This is a genomic window from Scytonema hofmannii PCC 7110, from assembly GCF_000346485.2.
Lineage (GTDB): Bacteria > Cyanobacteriota > Cyanobacteriia > Cyanobacteriales > Nostocaceae > Scytonema > Scytonema hofmannii.
The window spans coordinates 10,880,436-10,896,354 of sequence record NZ_KQ976354.1 but is presented as its reverse complement, the minus strand read 5'-3'; the positions used below and the strand labels follow the sequence as shown (position 1 = coordinate 10,896,354).

Below are 15,919 nucleotides of genomic sequence, written 5' to 3'. Positions count from 1 at the left end.
AGTTATTGTGAACTACCAACACTTCTGCAAGCCGTAAGTCTTGGCTTCGAGCTTCATAGGCCGCTGCCCCTTCTCCTTACGGATATTCGGTCTTACGCAGACTCCACTCGCGGTACCGGGGAACCCTCCGGCAGTGACTCCAGCAAGCTGGGCGTTATATTTATGATAGCATAGTGGGTGGTTATTGGCTATCCATTATTATGAAAGAATCGAGATTAAGTTTGAGAATATCAACCCGTAGATTGAATAAGTTGCGATTATATGCAGCAAGCAAAGAGAAAACAATCACACAAATAGTTGAGGATTGGATTGATCGTCTCCCCAACACAGAGATAGGAAGTCAAGGTACTGTCCCCACTCCCTCTTTTCTCGACGAGAAAAATTGGTCGGGGGACGTACCTTGACTTCCCCAAAATTCATCCCACGCCTCACTTCGTGTAGGACGTGGGGCTTCTTTTGGTTTAAGCTAAAACTTGGTAGCAGTCCCGATGAAATTTCATCACCAATCATGAAACTTTTCCTCCCTACTCCCTACTCCCTATTCCCAACTCCCTTTTTCCAGTCAGGTGTCATTATAATTCCACCCCAGTTTGCGACATTCAGCACAAACTCAGGAAAAACAAACATTAACAGGTTCTTTTAGATGAATGGCATCAAGTGGCAATTTTTACACAATCTCATTCCAGACTGGCAACGGGTTTTGTCAGTATTAATCCTGCTTTCCTGCTTGTTATTTATTGATACGCAGTCAGCATTTGCAGGTCTAAAAGATGACAGATACGATGGCAACATTTTTGTGGTTTATGCTGGTAACGGCTCATTAGTTCCCCCTAAAGAAACACTCTCCCAAGCTTTATCAGAGCAAAAACCTGCCCTGCTATTCTTTTACGTAGATGACAGCAGTGATTGCAAGGAATATGCCCTTGTTGTTTCAAGAGTACAGGAATTTTATGGTCGGGTAACAGAAATTATCCCTGTCAATGTAGACACCTTACCAGTTAAAGAAACTTATAGCCCTACAGAGGCTGGTTATTACTATTCTGGAGCTGTTCCCCAAGTCGTTGTCTTCGATCGCGCCGGTCAAGTCGTTCTCAATAAAAAGGGTCAAATCCCCTATGAAGACATAGACGACCAATTTAGAATTGTGTTTGATTTATTACCTCGTTCTAAATCAGTGCAGTTAAAGAGACGCTCCTTTAACGAGTTGAACAGCGAGCTAACCACTCAGTAAAATTTGGGGCAGGCAAAATTGTCTGCCCTAAATTTTAGTAATATTAAATACATCTAAAAATAGATATTTAGAGATAATATATTAAGAGAATGCTGAATGATGAAACCTTCAATTCATAATTCATAATTCATAATTTATATGTCAAAGGTTTACACCACAGAAGAACTGATCCAAATTGTGCGTTCCGAACGCCAAGCGTGTCTAGAAGGAAAGCGTCTAAAGTTAGCAGTCCCTGTCTCCGGCAATCCTGTCATAGATCAATTTATCCAAACCGACGGATTGCAAAAGTTTACTGCTTATCAAGATTTCAAAGCCGCTATCCACGAATACCAAAGAGAACATCAAGTTTCGGGAATTGTATGGCGTGAGATAACTGTTAGAGAAAAAACCTTATGCTATCCAGAAGTAGATGCACAGCTCATAGCTTTATCCAATGATATAGAAATCCTAAAAGCTGCAAAGAATTCCGTATTAGAGTTCTGGAGAAATGTCTCTTTGGGCTTAGATTTGTACTTAAGCATTAATAATAATAAAGAACACCGACAAATAACGATATCTGATGTAGATAGAATGACTCAAAGAACAGAATGGGCAAGTATATGGAAGTGGGAAAATTCTAACTTTTTGGAAATAATTTTACAGTTAGGATGGGGTAAGCCAGAAGAAGCTTCTTACAAGCGAGGATTTCCTGCTTCAGGGAGCGAGTACATTCATGCAGTCAATCCGGGAAATCTCCCTATTGGTTAATTTATACAGATGTCAAGGTAGGTTATACTGATACAATCTGTCATTTAAGAGCAAAAACTGTACTTATTGCTTGTTTTTCAAAAATGTACTCTATTTGTAACAGAGATTTCAACTGTACAGAATAGAAGCATGAAAGTACGTGAAGTTATCAAGCGACTCGAAGCTGATGGATGGTATCATGACAGAACTAAGGGCAGTCATCGGCAATTTAAACATCCCGATAAACCTGGTACCGTTACAGTATCCGGTAAGTTGAATGTTGACGTACCAATTGGTACGCTAAAAAATATATGGAGACAAGCTCAATTGGATGAACGCTGATGCATTATTTAGTTGTAATCGAAAAGGGAGAAACTAGCTACGGTGCCTATATCCCTGACTTACCAGGCTGTGTAGCTGTAGGTGAAACCATAGATGAAGTTAAAGCACTAATTGCCGAGGCTATCGAATTTCATATAGAAGGTATGCTTGAAGGTGGGGAAACCATACCTAACCCTATAAGCATTGCTCATGAAGTTGAGGTTTTGGTCAAGACTGCATAACTACGTGCAATTAATGATAAGGATTTACAAATCCAGCCTCTTTAACTTTATTCAGCTTATAAAGTCCGTTCCACTTGCAACTGAGGCATTGAAACCAAATTTTGCTCTTTGACTCGGACTCAATAAACGATAATTGTCCAATCTATAATTGCAAAGTCGGGTACTTGCTCAAAGTTTGCAAAAAATAGTAACTAAAAACTGGTAGCGCCACAATAAATAAAATTTTTGTGTCAAGAGTATCACCAAAGCGAAGCGTGATGCTCTCACCCTTGGATGCTCAAACAGAATTGATAATGGGAGCATATCAACTTTGTAAATCTGTTGTTTGCTCAAAAAATTTACACTCATACTGTGCCTTGACAGAATAGACCGAATGCTCAATGGTGCTTTTTCGCCAGTATGAAAGGCAAGGTTGCTGGGTTGAGGTGGTGAAAGGGTTCGCCAAAAACTACGTCTACCTTAACGATCCAGCAACAGGACGCCGGACAGTTTCTTACAGAAGAGTTTGATCGTGCTTACACTAGTGTCGCCTTCTTGATGCAACCAAAACCGAAATTTCAAACTAGACCCCCACTGGCAAATTGTCCAAAACGAGGTAATGAAAATTTCTTCCCCCTACTCCCCACTCCCTATTTTCAAGCTAGACCCCCACGGGCAATTGCCCACAACGAGGTAATGAAAAATTTCTTACCCCCTACTCCCCACTCTCTACTCCCTACTCCCTATTTTCTAGACAGATGTTAAAGTCAAATATTATGCGGAGGTTGTAACTATGACCCAAGCCCAAACACAAGCACAAACCGACCCCAAATTATACACTTTTGATGAATTTATTGAATGGTATCCAGAAAACTCGGAAGTTCGGTATGAATTATATGATGGAGTAATTGTCGAGATGCCTAAGCCTAGGGGGAAGCATTCAAATTTAACGGGTTCTCTCGGTGGACGGTTACTTACAACCATTGATAAAATGGGTAAAACCGACATTTGGACAATACCCAGAGAATCGATTGTAAAACCGTACCGTGACAAATCAGGGTACGAACCGGACATCATTGTTTTGAATCAAGAAACTATTGGTACTGAGACACGCTGGGAAAGTGAGTCAGTTATTCAAAACGCGACTTCGGTCAAATTGATAGTAGAAGTTGTTAGTACCAATTGGCAAGACGACTACTACGACAAACGTCGTGATTATGAAGCTATGAGCATTCCCGAATACTGGATTGTAGATTATGCCGCCTTGGGAGGGCGTGAATTTATCGGCTATCCAAAACAACGCACCATCTTTGTATACGAACTAATTGACGGGGAATATGTAAAAACAACATTTAGAGACAGTGATGCGATCATCTCCCCTACTTTCCCACAATTTAACCTCACCGCGCAACAGATTTTTAACTTGGCTTTGTAATTAGATGAACACACTCGATTTCGCAACAATGACCCGCCCCGAGTTTCGTCAATATCTTCTTGAGCACAGGGAGGATGAAGAGACAACCCCTAAGAGTTGCAGTTAATGTTACATATAAAATCTACTGAAAAAGGAGAGTTTTTGTAACACAACCTCTATCCAATGTCGTAGTTAATGTTACTGAAAATATCTGCTTCTCAGTAGATGCTGGCTGTTGAATGATGCGCTACTTAGCTAAAAAAACTCGTCGCGCTTAGTGGCACCTATTGCTTTTTAGCACAATAGCTTTTCAGTACCGTAATCCGACTGTTCGAGATAGGGGTTCATTCGGTGGAAATGGGTTCGGCATATCTTAACGCGACAGATCAAGTGTAATCTATTAGCCCGTATTGTTTTCATTTGAAGCATATTTTATGATAGCAACATTCTCACGAAACCACAAAAAGGAGTAAGTACAGGCGCAAGCGCTTTTGGTATAGTAAACATAAAGATATTATTTTTTTGGTAATGAGCAATGTCCTATAGTGATTTTAAAGACTTAGATAGCCTAAAATCTTTAGGAATTACAACGATTGAATCAGTGCAAAATTTAATAGCTTCCGAACCGATTGAACCGAGCTTATTTCTTATTGAAGCATTGAAAAGATTCGTACCTCTAGCAACTGCTATCAATACAGAAAAAGCACGATCAGAATATATAATTGCTCCAATTGTCAGTGAAATTGCGTTCATTAATTCTCAGGTAAGTTTATTTTCGGGACGTAATTTTAATGTAGACGCAAGCAGAGGATTAACAGGATTTTGTGATTTTATTCTCACTCACAATCCAAATAAGCTGGTGATTAAAGCACCAGTAGTAGTTATTGTAGAAGCAAAAAATGAGAATATTAACGATGGACTTGCACAGTGTATCGCGTCCATGTATGCAGCACAAATAATCAATCAAAAAAATCTCGAAGAAAATATTAAAGCTGTTTATGGTAGTGTAACAACTGGACAAGTATGGAGATTTCTTTCAATTGATAAAAATCAGCAAGTAAAAGTTGACCTTAATGAACGTTATTTAACACCTTTAAATGAGCTTTTGGGAATTCTTGTCGCCATCACATCAATTCCTAACGAGAGTGCGTAACATCCAATTGTTGAATTTTAAAATTACACGGTCTATCTCTGTTAGATAAAATACCTGGCGTTGCTGAATTACGATATCCAGCCGTGGAAATATCACCAGCTGCATGAAGTTTTTGGTAGAACGGCATTAGCGATCGCCTACTAGCATACAAAGTAGCAGACTAATAGTGTACAAAGTCGCGGCACCATTTCGAGTTTTAGCGGTAATTGCAAGCGTTATTTGCTGTCACCCAGACGATAATTTTGTCACCCAGACAAATTATCGTCTGGGTGACATGTGCGCCTATGATTGGCATTGAGTGCGTTAAATAGCTGGTTTTGAAGCAACCTATTTAATTCAACATCTTGGAGATTAAGTTTCTAGTTATCAATTTCCGTTATCTCTGGTATTTCTGTTGTCTCAGGATTTTCTGGTTTTCCATTTTTACGGATATGATTTGAACCGCAACGTGGACACTTCATGAAGATTCACAGAAGACGGCGAGGAAGCAGATTTTACTATATTCTAATTAAAGTTTTGTTATACGTTTACCAAATTTGACGGAACAAAAATTACAGTATAAAACATTAAGGGCGGCAAGACCCCCGACTTCTTTAAGAAGTCGGGTATCTGAGGGAGCTGAGTAACCTAACTCCTCAAAATCAATGAGCTTGCAATTGACACAATATCAATCCAAACCACTTATTTTTGTCAGTCCACACCTTTTGCAGTACTAAACCTTTTGCTTTCAATTCTTGCTGAATAGCATTGAGGTCAAATTTGCGAGAAATTTCCGTGAGAATAGTTTCGTCTTGGTCAACAGAAACTGTGAGGTTTAAAGCTTGCAATTGGATGGTTTGCGATCGCAAACTGCGTAAATGCATTTCTATCTGACTCTTAGTTTCATTGTAAAAAGCCCAATGTTCAAATTGTGTTGTGTCAAAATTTCCTTCATACAGCCGATTGAGATGTTCTAGCATATTTAGGTTAAATGCTGCGGTGACTCCTTGGCGATCGTCATAAGCAGCTTCTAACAAATGTTTGGCCTTTTGTAAATCTACACCAAGTAGGAAATATTCTCCTACTTGTAAAGCATCTATGATTTGAGAAAAGAATTCCTCGCATTCTTGAGGATTTAAATTACCCAACGTGCTACCAATAAAACAAACCATTCTGGTTGGTAATTTGGTAGGTTCAAGCTGTACCAACGCCAATTCATAGGTTCCCGCTAGTGCTTGAACCTTCAGTGTGGGGTACTCTGCTAAAAGTTGTAGAGCAGTGCTTTCTAACATTCCAGCGCTAACATCAATTGGAAGGTAGTGTAAAGGATAACCAGCCTGATTATAGGCATCAAGTAGAATACGGGTTTTGGTAGAACTGCCACTGCCAAGTTCCACCAATTCACACGAACCAGTTATCTGAGCAATTTCACCAGCACACTCTTGTAAAATTGCTGTTTCTGTTCGCGTTACATAATATTCTGGTAATTCACAAATTTGCTCAAATAGCTCAGAACCACGGTCATCATAGAAGTAACGAGGGGGTAAGGACTTAGTTGTTTGAGTTAATCCCTTAACGACATCACTTCCTGCACTAGAAGAAACAACCATAGTTGGTTCCTGCAAACGCTGTATTTGCAAGCGTTCTTCATGAGTGTTTTGGGAAGTCTCTTTGCTACCGACAGCCTGAGATCTAGACATTCATCCTCCGTTGACTTGGCGGTTGGGACTCTCAACTTGAATTCGTGTTAAGAGTAGATCTTAACAAAAATTTAAGCAGAAAGCTAACCCTTTCTATTTGATGTTAGAATAACGAAATTGCCTAGCGCTTGAACACAAGGGCAGATCTTTCAGCAAAAATCCTTACTATATCCGTGTGATTCCTTAGAAGCTGTTGCAACCCTACTTCCCACTCCCCATTGCCCCTTATCCCCAGAGGGGGCCCCGAGTTCCCCACTCCCCACTCCCTACTAAAAGTGCTGCCATGATTGCGCTCAACCAAGCTAATCCGGCACAAATTATCATTACCAATCGAAAAGTGTCAACAAAAGCAAGTTTGACTGCTGTTGCTACAGCATCCACATTTTCCGGTGCAATCCCAACAATCGGTGATATCTGACCGAGTTGTCTGGCTTGGGATTGTAGCAGAAGACGTGCAGCATTGGACAGGTGAATACAGGTTGTATGCTCTTGTAACGAAAGCGAATAGGTAGACAGCGCCAGCGAACCAACAATTGCGATCGCCAGAACTCCAGCCGTCCGAGAGACAGCATTGTTAATTCCCGATGCAGTTCCTGCATATTCTGTACCAACTGAACCCATCACAGCAGTCGTCAATGGTGCAACTGTAATTGCCATCCCCAGCCCAAAGACTACAATGCCCGGAAAGAATGTTGTCCAATATTCGGAAGCACCACGTGTCAAACCTACGAAAGCCATCAACAGAAACCCAAGCCCAACGAGAAAAGGACCAACAATTAGTGGTATGCGGGGACCGCAACGATCTGCCCACTGACCCGCCCAAGGAGACAACCCGCTCAGTAGCAATGCAAACTGCGTATCTGCCAATCCAGCGATTGACTGGCTGTAACCCTGTGCTTGCACATAGTTACCTTCAAAGGACGCATTCGTTTTAACCTACCACGCCAATGGTTTGGTGGTAAACAACAACAATGGAACTTGAAGTTAGAAGCTACTGAAGTAAATATGGCACTTGCCAGTAGAGTAGCACGCAGGTTAGAGATGGACTTTCAGGACGGTAAGTTAACGGTCGCACTACCAGATGGTTCTACTGCATTCAATAAAGAGCATTACAACAAAGTGCTTGCTGAGTACAACATTGAAGGTAATCTCAGAACGGACTTAAAGTTAATCACTGGTGGTTTACCTAGTGATGAGATACCACCTAAGCCTCAAATGTCATTGCTTGATGTATGGGATATGTACTGTGAGCACAAGTTTAAAAACGGGAAATTAGCTAAAACAACCTATGGGCAATACAAAAGTCAGTACCGAAACTATTTAATTTCAGCCATGGAAGCTAATGGCGGTGAAGATGCTATCAAAATCAAAAACTGGTTGCTTGAAAATAGGAATAGAGAAATAGTATGCAAGATTCTATCTGGTTTAGAACAAGCTTACAAAGTAGCATTGCGACAAAAATTAGTTAGCTTTAATCCTTATGAAGGGATAATGGAAGATGTTAGCAGAATAAAAAGAGAGACAGAAATTGATGTTACTAAAGAATCGGATGAAGACTTACTAAACAAGTCAAAAGCTTACACATGGGATGAAGCGCAAGTGATAATGGAATACTTGAAAGATTCGCCTAGTTATGGACACTGGTATCATTTTGTAGCATTTAAATTTCTCACGGGATGCAGAACAGGTGAAGCCATAGGGCTATGTTGGATGGATGTTAAATGGGATGGACAATGTGTTGTAATTTCTAAAACATGGACTCGATTAAAATTCTATAAACCAACTAAAACAGAAAAAGAGAAAAGAGTATTTCCTATGCCAGTAGACGGTGAACTATGGAATTTACTTAAGTCATTACCACAGGGTAATCCTAGTGAACCTGTGTTTAAAAGTAAAAATGAGAAAATGATTCATATTGATATATTTGGTACAGCATGGAGAGGTCGTGAAAGCAAAAGAAATAAAGGAATAATCCCAACGCTCATAGAGCAAGGTAAGCTGAGTAAATATCTACCACCATATAACACACGTCATACTTTTGTTACTCATCAAATATTTGATTTAGGTCGTGATGAAAAAATAGTAAGTGCATGGTGCGGACATAGTGAAGCAGTGAGCAGTAAACACTATCAGGACATAGCTGATAGGGCATCACAAATCAATCCTGAGTTACCAGTTAACAATCAACAGGTACAACAAGTGAGTAATGAGATGGATGAAATGAGAAACATCATTAAGTCATTGCAAGAACAGTTAAAAACACAGTCTGAAGTAATAGCAAGCTTGCAAGAACAGTTAAAAAATAAGTAGCACACTGATAGCACACTAGTGGCACACTCACAAATCAAGTAATATGAAAGCTAGGCTGTTAACCTAGCTTTTTATATAACTAATATCCTGAAAGTTATCAGATAAATTTGTGCGATAACTTAGAGAAACTATTTGATTGTGAACTCTAGCTTCTCATATGGATAATGGTAGTTCCTAATCTTGTTTTCTAGTTCTAGCTTTTTACTTTCATCTATCTCTTGTGTCTCTACTCTCTTCACAATTTTTATTCGTTTATATGTTCTATCTAATTTACCTAATGCCAATTGCAAACACCTTTTTCCGCCCTAGTCGATCGCCAAGCGAACCGCCAACTAAGATGAGAGCAGCGAGCATGAGTAGGTAGGCATTAACAATCCACAGCAGTTCTACACCAGTGGCTCCAAAATTGCTCTGTAAAGCAGGGAGGGCGACGTTTAGCGCTGAAGCGTCGATAAAAGCCATGCTTGAGGCAAGAATCGTTGATAATAGCACCCAATGCCCGACTTTATGTTGCACAGAACTTGGTGCATTTTCCTGCTGAACCAGCGTTGCTTCGACCATGATTGCTTTTCTTTGCGTAGCGAAAATCACAGAAAATTTTAACTTATGGGATGTTTGAAGAGCAAAATCCCATAATTCTATATTATCGCCTTGTGCCCTCTGCCTCCTGCCCTCTGCCCTGGACGCTTCTTACAAACCACGAGCACAGCGAAATCCTGCAAGAATTTGGCGCATATGAGGATAATACCAGTTACGAAAACTACAGCGTAATGCCCAAGGGCGTGTTGCCCAACTGCCACCTTTTAAAACGCGATGCTGTTGATCAAAATAAACTTGCGAATATCCTATATACGGATAGCTTTGGAAACCAGGATAACTATCAAACCAAGTCGATGTCCATTCCCAAACATTACCTAGAGTATCGTACAAACCATATGCACTTTGCCCATCAGGAAAGGCATCTATAGGGGTTGTTCCTTTGTTGAAACTGTTGTGATTGCAAAGTTGTCGCATGGGTTCTTGATTTCCCCAAGGGTATAATAAACGACGATTAAACTGGGTATCCCAACTAGCTGCCTTTTCCCACTCTGCTTCAGTTGGTAATCGTTTCCCTACAAACAGTGAATAAGCTTCTGCTTCGTACCAACTGACACCACAAACTGGGTGATTTTCTTGATGGCGATCGCTATACCAGTAAAGTGGTTGTGTCACTTGCTCTGTTTGCAGCCATTCCCAACCCGCTTTTGACCACCATTGTGAATTTTGATACCCTCCTGCCTCCATAAATACCCGATACTGCCCGCAAGTCACGGGATAGCGGTCAATCCAATATGTATCTAGATAAACTCGATGTGCTGAACGTTCATTATCTAGCGCATCCACTGAGTTGTTTCCCATCTCAAACTCGCCTGCAGGAATCTCAATCATTTCAGGGGATTTTGGATTTTGGATTTTGGATTTTGGATTTTGGATTACTTCCTTGTCCTCCTTGTCTCCAATCCCCACTCCCCACTCACCATTCCCCACTCCCTTTTCTCTCTTCAGGATTTCCAACACAAAGGTAGCAATTTCGCTGTGTTGACTTTCGTGCTGCAGCATAAAACGCCAAAGACGGTCTTGCTTCTCTAAATTGGCAACTTCCAAATAATGCAGAACTTTGCCTCTAACAGTCTCTAAGTAATCGCGAGTTTCTTCTAAGCTGGGTAATTTGACTCGCTCTGTTTTTGGTAAGCCATCAGCTGCAAACAACTTTCGGTACTGTGGAAATAAGCAGGGAAAACCAGCCGTGCGTTCTAACAGCCAAAAGGACTCGGTGTAAGCAATATGCCCTAAATGCCACCCAACAGGGCTAAAGTCCGCATGAGCTTGCTGACAAAAGCTAACTTCATCAATATCTTCAAATAAGGTGAGGGTTTTAGAGCGACATTGATGGTATGCGTTATAAATTGTTTCTTTTAAATTAGATTTGCTCAATTCTGATATCACAATTTTCTCCGACGCTGAGGATGCTATTTTCTTCAAAAGGAATCCAGTTACCAGTAAATAGCGGTTCAGATGCAACAATCGTAGAGTTGGGAAAAGTTGGATCGTTACATAACCAGTAAAGGGAAGGTGCAGGTGATTGTGTGCCAAAGCGAGACGCAATTAGGCGTTTTCCATCACTGATGACGATATTGGCAAGGACATAGGTTTGATGGCTTTGGGCTAACTCTGTTAGCTTGAGCAATGTTGTGTGTAAAGCTTGCTCTAGACTTTTACCAGGATGAGTTAACCACTGGTTGAGCACTAAAGCAAAAATATGTTCTGAATCTGTAGCTCCACCAATCCATTTATAAATTTCATCACTTAACTGACTGCGTATGGGTCTGTAAAGCGTTTGCCGGAACTTGTCAATTCGACCATTGTGAATAAATAACAGATTCTGATACTGAAACGGCTGAGAGTTACTAAAATCTAATGCTTGACCGGGGGTAGCACTGCGAATATAAGCGATCGCGCATCCGGATTCTACGTAACGGCTGAGACTTGGTAGGTTAATATCATTCCAAATCGGTAGTGTATTTTTGTAGATGAATGGTTCGGTCTCTTGGCGAGAATGATACCAACCAACACCAAAGCCATCGGCATTCACCACACCAGAGAGCATTTCACGTGGTTTATAGCTTTGAACTATGAGTGAATGGTCGGGTTGATATAATAGGGGTTCTAGAGAAGTGGGGGAACCAAGATAAGCAAGTAATCGGCACATAAGAGGGGAATTTGTTCTCCATATTTTAGAAATTAAGTTGATTTACTGAGAATTTCCTGAATTTGCCATAAATTTACAGTGCGATAGTCCTTTGGGAATACTCTCTTAGCATGACAAAGTCTAAATTATGTTAAAGTTTAACATAATTTAACATTGTAGCAACGTCATCTTTAAATTTCACTAAATGGAGCGGAAAATGTTCAAAATGCTTATAAAAAACCCGGTTTGTGCAAAACCAGGTTTTCACTTGTGAATTTTATACAAGAGCGAAGACAGCGCAACTACAAACTAGTGATTGCGATGACTTATTGAGGTGAAATTAAGCAGCCTCTACCAAGACTGCTTCTTGTTCTTCTTGTACCGTTGTTTCCCCAACTCGATCGCCACTCGTTAAATCAAACTCATACCATTCATTGCGCCAGTTCAAGCGAAACTTGAGACGAGTCCAACCTTGGGGAAGATTGGGACAAGCAACAGGACCAAATTGAGTCATGCGAACGCCTCCAAACCCAAAGATAACTGCTTGCCAAACTCCACCCGCACTTGCAGCATGAATTCCTTCAGCTGCGTTACGGCGCACATCTTCTAAATCAACTAACGCTGCTCGCATAAAATGGGTATAAGCTTCTGTTGTTTGATTCAAGTCGCAAGCTAGAATGGCATGAATTGCAGGACCAAGGGAAGAACCGTAGCTGTGATCGGTACGGGGGCTGTAGTAGTTCCAGTTGGTTTGCAATATTTTTTGGTCGTAGCGGTCGCGCAATAAATACATGAGCATCAACACATCTGGCTGTTTGAGAATTTGCTTTTGACTTGTGGCTTCAATTCCCAAAAGACCCTGCATTGATTTTGACCGAGGTTCGTATTCAGCTAAATTGACATCTTCTAGTTGGAAGAAGCCCTCAAATTGTTCCATCAAACCAGTGTGTGGATCTTGGTTGACATAGAGTTTATTGGCAATCAACGCCCACTTTTCAAACCGTTCTGCTTCCAAATTAAGTTTGATTTTTAATTGTGCTGATTTGTCAGGATAAGCTTGACACAACCAATCCCACAGAGCTAAAGCCGATTGTAAATGCCACTGCACCATCAAATTGGTAAAGGCGTTATTATCTACGCGATCGTGATTTTCATCGGGTCCAATGACATCGCGGATATCATAACAATTGCCCTCTGGGTTCCACTCAACTCGACTTTCCCAAAACGTAGCTGTATCTAAAATTATTTCAGCACCGCGATCGCGCATCCATTCATCATCACCCGCGTGCAACCAGTAGTGCCAAACAGCATAAGCTACGTCAGTGCTGATATGCACTTCAATATCACCGCACCAAATACGGATGGACTCACCATTTGGACCGGGTACCCAACGAGGCGTGACTTCATCGCCAGTTGCAGCACTTTCCCAAGCATACATGGCTCCTGCATATCCAGCTTCTTTTGCCTTGCGTCTTGCTCCTTCAAGAGTGTGGTAGCGATATGTCAGCAAGTTCCGCGCCAGTGCAGGTTGAGTCAGAGTCATGAAGGGAAGGATAAAAATGTCTGTGTCCCAAAAAATATGTCCCCTGTAGGGAAAACCAGAAAGTGTTTTTGGAGGGATGCTGACGCGATCGTCATGACGGGGTGCAACAGCAAGTAACTGGAACAGATTGTAGCGAACGGCAATCTGAGCTTTGATATCACCTTCAATAACAATATCGCTGTCTTGCCACACTTTCTCCCAGGCTGCAATGTGAGCAGCTAGCAAAGTGCTGTAACTGGGTACTTCAGCCAATCTATTTAAGGCTGTAGCTATAGGAGTTTCTGTTTCCCGTGACGTAAAGACGGTGATAATTTTTTCTACTATCACCGTTTGTTGTGGCGAACAGTGGAAGGAGATGGAGGAGTGAGGAAGTGAGGGAGTGAGGGAGTGAGGGAGGGGGGAGGACAATTCTACCTTGTCTTCAAAATCCCCTGCTACTGAAAGCTTAGCGGCGATGCCAAGTTGCATTGCAGAATGGAGGGTTTGGCTGTGGAGCCAAATTATATTGTCTGCACTTCCTTGATTGAGGGTTTTCCAGTGTTTGACACCTTGGTTGTGGGGATTGGGGTCAAATTCAATTTCTACAGAAACTTCTCCCTCGAAGTCTTGTGAGGTGATTTGACATCTGATCGCTAAAACGTGTCGATCTGCAAGATTGGCAAACCTCTCAAAATGGAAGTCTATGGTGTGACCTTTTGGGGAACGCCACCGCACTTCACGATTAACTATACCCAAACGCATATCCAACCGACGCTCATAATATATAAGTTCACCAGTATCAAGTCGAAAGCGTTCTCCTTCTACGTTCACAACTAAAGTGAGCCAGTTGGGACAGTTCACAAGTTCTGTAGTCGCGATCGCAACGTCATCATAAATACCGTGAATGAGTGTTGCGCTTAATTCGTTAGGATATCCTTCTTCAAAAGTACCCCGCGTTCCCAAGTAACCATTACCTGTGGTGAAGACTGTTTCTTTGTGGTGCAGTTGAGCAGGGTTGAACTCAGTTTCAATAACATTCCAACCATTGGAGTCAATGAGCTGTTGATTGTTTTGGCTAGTTTGATTTGAGAGGTAAAGCATTACTTAATAAAACCTATAGTGCTATTGTTGGCAGACTGAAATAGAAGTTTTAGGGGTCAAATAGCAATTAATTACAGACAGTTTGCTTTATAAGACCGCTGTATAGTTACGGAGAGTGACACCCTCTGAAAAAGTATGGTTCCCACTTTTAGTACTTAATAGAAAGATATTATGAAGTTTTTCAATTGGAAATTTTAAAGGTAGAAACACAAATTCATTAGAAATACATATTCTTCATTATTTTTTAATAAATTGTTGTCAACTAATAGTGCTTTGCATGCACTGTCACAGAAAAGAGGGAGTAGGGAATGGGGAGTGGGGAGTTGGGAAGAGAACGATACTGATACTGCAAAGGATACGATAATTGAGGTGTTGGAACCCCAATTGAGATGTCAGAACCCCGGTTTCTTGAAGAAACCGGGGTTCTAATTTCCGCGTTAAAATGGGGGCAAAAATCTGGTTTCTGTGTAGTTTAGTATGCGTACAGACTAGCCGTGCTTAGTCTCTACAAAGAAATCCAGTCGCTTACCAACATTAAACAATGGGCTTTATAACATTTTTTCATTTGGAAGCACTTTTATTAACTATGAAGCCAAGAACTTTGACTTCACAATCAATGATTCATTTAAACTCCCCAGGCGGGATTCGAACCTGCGACCAATCGGTTAACAGCCGATCGCTCTACCACTGAGCTACTGAGGAACGTCAGTCAACAATTACTTATAGTAAAGTAGAAAGAAGGAAATGGCAAGTACTTTTGGAAAATTTTTGGGAAATTCTTTTGAACCTATGCGTCCCATGGCACTTATCGTCTAGATGACGCTTGTCTCTAAACTTTCACTTTGCCCCAAAAGGCCCAAACATATTTTGGATTGAAACAACCTCTATATTTGTTGATCTCAGGATTTAGCACGAGTTCTCAAGATTTTGTGAACCCCATTCGCAATTCGGCCAATCGTTGACGTGCTTTATCATCAATAGAGTTTGCTAAAAATCTTTTGTGAGATTGTTTTCGGGGTTGGTACTTCTGCCGCGCTCGACAAACGCTAGCTTCTACCTCATAACACAACTGCTGTGCTGACAGCCATTCTGCCCCGTATCCCATGATCATTAACTGCTGTGCTCTGTCTGATGTGGCAACAATCACACGAGATATAATAGATTGAGCCACTTGATGTCTTAAAGATGCACAGAGTTTTTCTATATATGTGTCTGCAGTTTGCCCAAAATCAGTATAATAAACCGATAGATGTTCGGTAATCGTTTCTCTGTTGCTGCAACCGTTTTGGTATTGAGCATCAAACACGATTTGGGTTTCGTAGCCTTGAAACGCAGTGTAACTGGTCAAAGCTTCTATGAGTTCCCAGCGTGCAGGTTCCAAGCCTGTTTTATCGCGGGTTTTCCTTAAACAAGGCCAAGCGCCTATTATGTTGTAGCCGTCTACTAATAAGACGGCTTGGGATGAGGAACGCAGCATGATTTTTATTCACAGTCTTCAAAAGTTAACCAAATT

At 41.1% G+C, this 15,919-nt stretch carries 16 protein-coding genes and 1 tRNA gene; 8 read left to right on the top strand and 9 right to left on the bottom strand.

Annotated features, from left to right (window positions below):
* Positions 1 to 285: 285 nt before the first annotated feature.
* Entirely contained in the window at positions 286 to 510 is a 225-nt protein-coding gene (locus tag WA1_RS62020) for a hypothetical protein (protein ID WP_017744266.1), read from the bottom strand.
* Positions 511 to 643: 133 nt separating this feature from the next.
* Here WA1_RS62020 and WA1_RS45870 point away from each other — a divergent pair, with 133 nt between their 5' ends.
* The 7 genes from WA1_RS45870 (at position 644) to WA1_RS45840 (ending at position 5,066) form a co-directional block, all read left to right on the top strand.
* Positions 644 to 1,231, top strand: a complete 588-nt coding sequence (locus tag WA1_RS45870; protein ID WP_017744265.1) for a thylakoid membrane photosystem I accumulation factor — start codon at positions 644 to 646, stop codon at positions 1,229 to 1,231.
* 138 nt (positions 1,232 to 1,369) lie between these two features.
* Entirely contained in the window at positions 1,370 to 1,978 is a 609-nt protein-coding gene (locus tag WA1_RS45865) for a hypothetical protein (RefSeq protein ID WP_017744264.1), read from the top strand.
* A 129-nt stretch (positions 1,979 to 2,107) separates the two neighbouring features.
* Positions 2,108 to 2,299: a type II toxin-antitoxin system HicA family toxin gene (locus WA1_RS45860; RefSeq protein WP_017744263.1), complete on the top strand. Its 192-nt coding sequence runs from the start codon at positions 2,108 to 2,110 to the stop codon at positions 2,297 to 2,299.
* The gene (locus tag WA1_RS45855; RefSeq protein ID WP_017744262.1) at positions 2,299 to 2,520 is read left to right on the top strand and encodes a type II toxin-antitoxin system HicB family antitoxin; all 222 of its coding nucleotides are present in this window, start codon (positions 2,299 to 2,301) and stop codon (positions 2,518 to 2,520) included. The genes WA1_RS45860 and WA1_RS45855 overlap by 1 nt, the downstream gene beginning before the upstream one ends.
* Positions 2,521 to 3,292: 772 nt before the next feature.
* Positions 3,293 to 3,934, top strand: coding sequence for a Uma2 family endonuclease (locus tag WA1_RS45845; RefSeq protein WP_017744260.1), 642 nt, complete (start codon positions 3,293 to 3,295; stop codon positions 3,932 to 3,934).
* A 4-nt stretch (positions 3,935 to 3,938) separates the two neighbouring features.
* A complete protein-coding gene (locus WA1_RS62015) occupies positions 3,939 to 4,040 on the top strand; it encodes a DUF6887 family protein (RefSeq protein ID WP_419183605.1) in 102 nt (33 codons plus the stop codon).
* Between the two features lie 408 nt (positions 4,041 to 4,448).
* Positions 4,449 to 5,066 carry a hypothetical protein gene (locus WA1_RS45840; RefSeq protein WP_017744259.1) on the top strand — a complete coding sequence of 206 codons (618 nt, stop codon included), beginning with the start codon at positions 4,449 to 4,451 and terminating at the stop codon, positions 5,064 to 5,066.
* A gap of 641 nt (positions 5,067 to 5,707) precedes the next feature.
* Here the strand turns inward: WA1_RS45840 and egtD are convergent.
* Positions 5,708 to 6,745, bottom strand: a complete 1,038-nt coding sequence (gene egtD / locus WA1_RS45835; protein ID WP_017744258.1) for an L-histidine N(alpha)-methyltransferase — start codon at positions 6,743 to 6,745, stop codon at positions 5,708 to 5,710.
* 225 nt (positions 6,746 to 6,970) lie between these two features.
* Positions 6,971 to 7,648 (bottom strand): MFS transporter, encoded by a 678-nt coding sequence (locus tag WA1_RS45830; RefSeq protein ID WP_272819368.1) that lies wholly within the window; start codon positions 7,646 to 7,648, stop codon positions 6,971 to 6,973.
* Between WA1_RS45830 and WA1_RS45825 the strand changes: the two genes are divergently transcribed.
* Positions 7,643 to 9,055: a site-specific integrase gene (locus WA1_RS45825; RefSeq protein ID WP_017744257.1), complete on the top strand. Its 1,413-nt coding sequence runs from the start codon at positions 7,643 to 7,645 to the stop codon at positions 9,053 to 9,055. The genes WA1_RS45830 and WA1_RS45825 overlap by 6 nt on opposite strands.
* A gap of 270 nt (positions 9,056 to 9,325) precedes the next feature.
* Here WA1_RS45825 and WA1_RS45820 read toward each other — a convergent pair whose 3' ends face one another.
* From WA1_RS45820 to WA1_RS45795, 6 genes are all read right to left on the bottom strand, one after another.
* Complete coding sequence (locus WA1_RS45820) at positions 9,326 to 9,616, bottom strand: MFS transporter (RefSeq protein WP_026134743.1); 291 nt, start codon at positions 9,614 to 9,616, stop codon at positions 9,326 to 9,328.
* 129 nt (positions 9,617 to 9,745) lie between these two features.
* Positions 9,746 to 11,041 (bottom strand): ergothioneine biosynthesis protein EgtB, encoded by a 1,296-nt coding sequence (gene egtB, locus WA1_RS45815; RefSeq protein WP_017744255.1) that lies wholly within the window; start codon positions 11,039 to 11,041, stop codon positions 9,746 to 9,748.
* Positions 11,016 to 11,804, bottom strand: a complete 789-nt coding sequence (gene egtC / locus WA1_RS45810; protein ID WP_017744254.1) for an ergothioneine biosynthesis protein EgtC — start codon at positions 11,802 to 11,804, stop codon at positions 11,016 to 11,018. The genes egtB and egtC overlap by 26 nt, the downstream gene beginning before the upstream one ends.
* 319 nt (positions 11,805 to 12,123) lie before the next feature.
* Entirely contained in the window at positions 12,124 to 14,406 is a 2,283-nt protein-coding gene (locus WA1_RS45805; protein ID WP_017744253.1) for a glycoside hydrolase family 65 protein, read from the bottom strand.
* 630 nt (positions 14,407 to 15,036) lie between these two features.
* Positions 15,037 to 15,108 (bottom strand) — tRNA-Asn (locus WA1_RS45800).
* A 217-nt stretch (positions 15,109 to 15,325) separates the two neighbouring features.
* Positions 15,326 to 15,883, bottom strand: a complete 558-nt coding sequence (locus WA1_RS45795) for an NYN domain-containing protein (protein ID WP_017744252.1) — start codon at positions 15,881 to 15,883, stop codon at positions 15,326 to 15,328.
* Between the last annotated feature and the right edge of the window lie 36 nt (positions 15,884 to 15,919).

What these genes read in the sequence shown, in the direction of transcription:
- WA1_RS62020 (WP_017744266.1), bottom strand. Translation starts at nt 510, where the DNA reads ATGATTGGTGATGAAATTTCATCGGGACTGCTACCAAGTTTTAGCTTA.
- WA1_RS45870 (WP_017744265.1), top strand. Translation starts at nt 644, where the DNA reads ATGAATGGCATCAAGTGGCAATTTTTACACAATCTCATTCCAGACTGG.
- WA1_RS45865 (WP_017744264.1), top strand. Translation starts at nt 1,370, where the DNA reads ATGTCAAAGGTTTACACCACAGAAGAACTGATCCAAATTGTGCGTTCC.
- WA1_RS45860 (WP_017744263.1), top strand. Translation starts at nt 2,108, where the DNA reads ATGAAAGTACGTGAAGTTATCAAGCGACTCGAAGCTGATGGATGGTAT.
- WA1_RS45855 (WP_017744262.1), top strand. Translation starts at nt 2,299, where the DNA reads ATGCATTATTTAGTTGTAATCGAAAAGGGAGAAACTAGCTACGGTGCC.
- WA1_RS45845 (WP_017744260.1), top strand. Translation starts at nt 3,293, where the DNA reads ATGACCCAAGCCCAAACACAAGCACAAACCGACCCCAAATTATACACT.
- WA1_RS62015 (WP_419183605.1), top strand. Translation starts at nt 3,939, where the DNA reads ATGAACACACTCGATTTCGCAACAATGACCCGCCCCGAGTTTCGTCAA.
- WA1_RS45840 (WP_017744259.1), top strand. Translation starts at nt 4,449, where the DNA reads ATGTCCTATAGTGATTTTAAAGACTTAGATAGCCTAAAATCTTTAGGA.
- egtD (WP_017744258.1), bottom strand. Translation starts at nt 6,745, where the DNA reads ATGTCTAGATCTCAGGCTGTCGGTAGCAAAGAGACTTCCCAAAACACT.
- WA1_RS45820 (WP_026134743.1), bottom strand. Translation starts at nt 9,616, where the DNA reads ATGGTCGAAGCAACGCTGGTTCAGCAGGAAAATGCACCAAGTTCTGTG.
- egtC (WP_017744254.1), bottom strand. Translation starts at nt 11,804, where the DNA reads ATGTGCCGATTACTTGCTTATCTTGGTTCCCCCACTTCTCTAGAACCC.
- WA1_RS45805 (WP_017744253.1), bottom strand. Translation starts at nt 14,406, where the DNA reads ATGCTTTACCTCTCAAATCAAACTAGCCAAAACAATCAACAGCTCATT.
- WA1_RS45795 (WP_017744252.1), bottom strand. Translation starts at nt 15,883, where the DNA reads ATGCTGCGTTCCTCATCCCAAGCCGTCTTATTAGTAGACGGCTACAAC.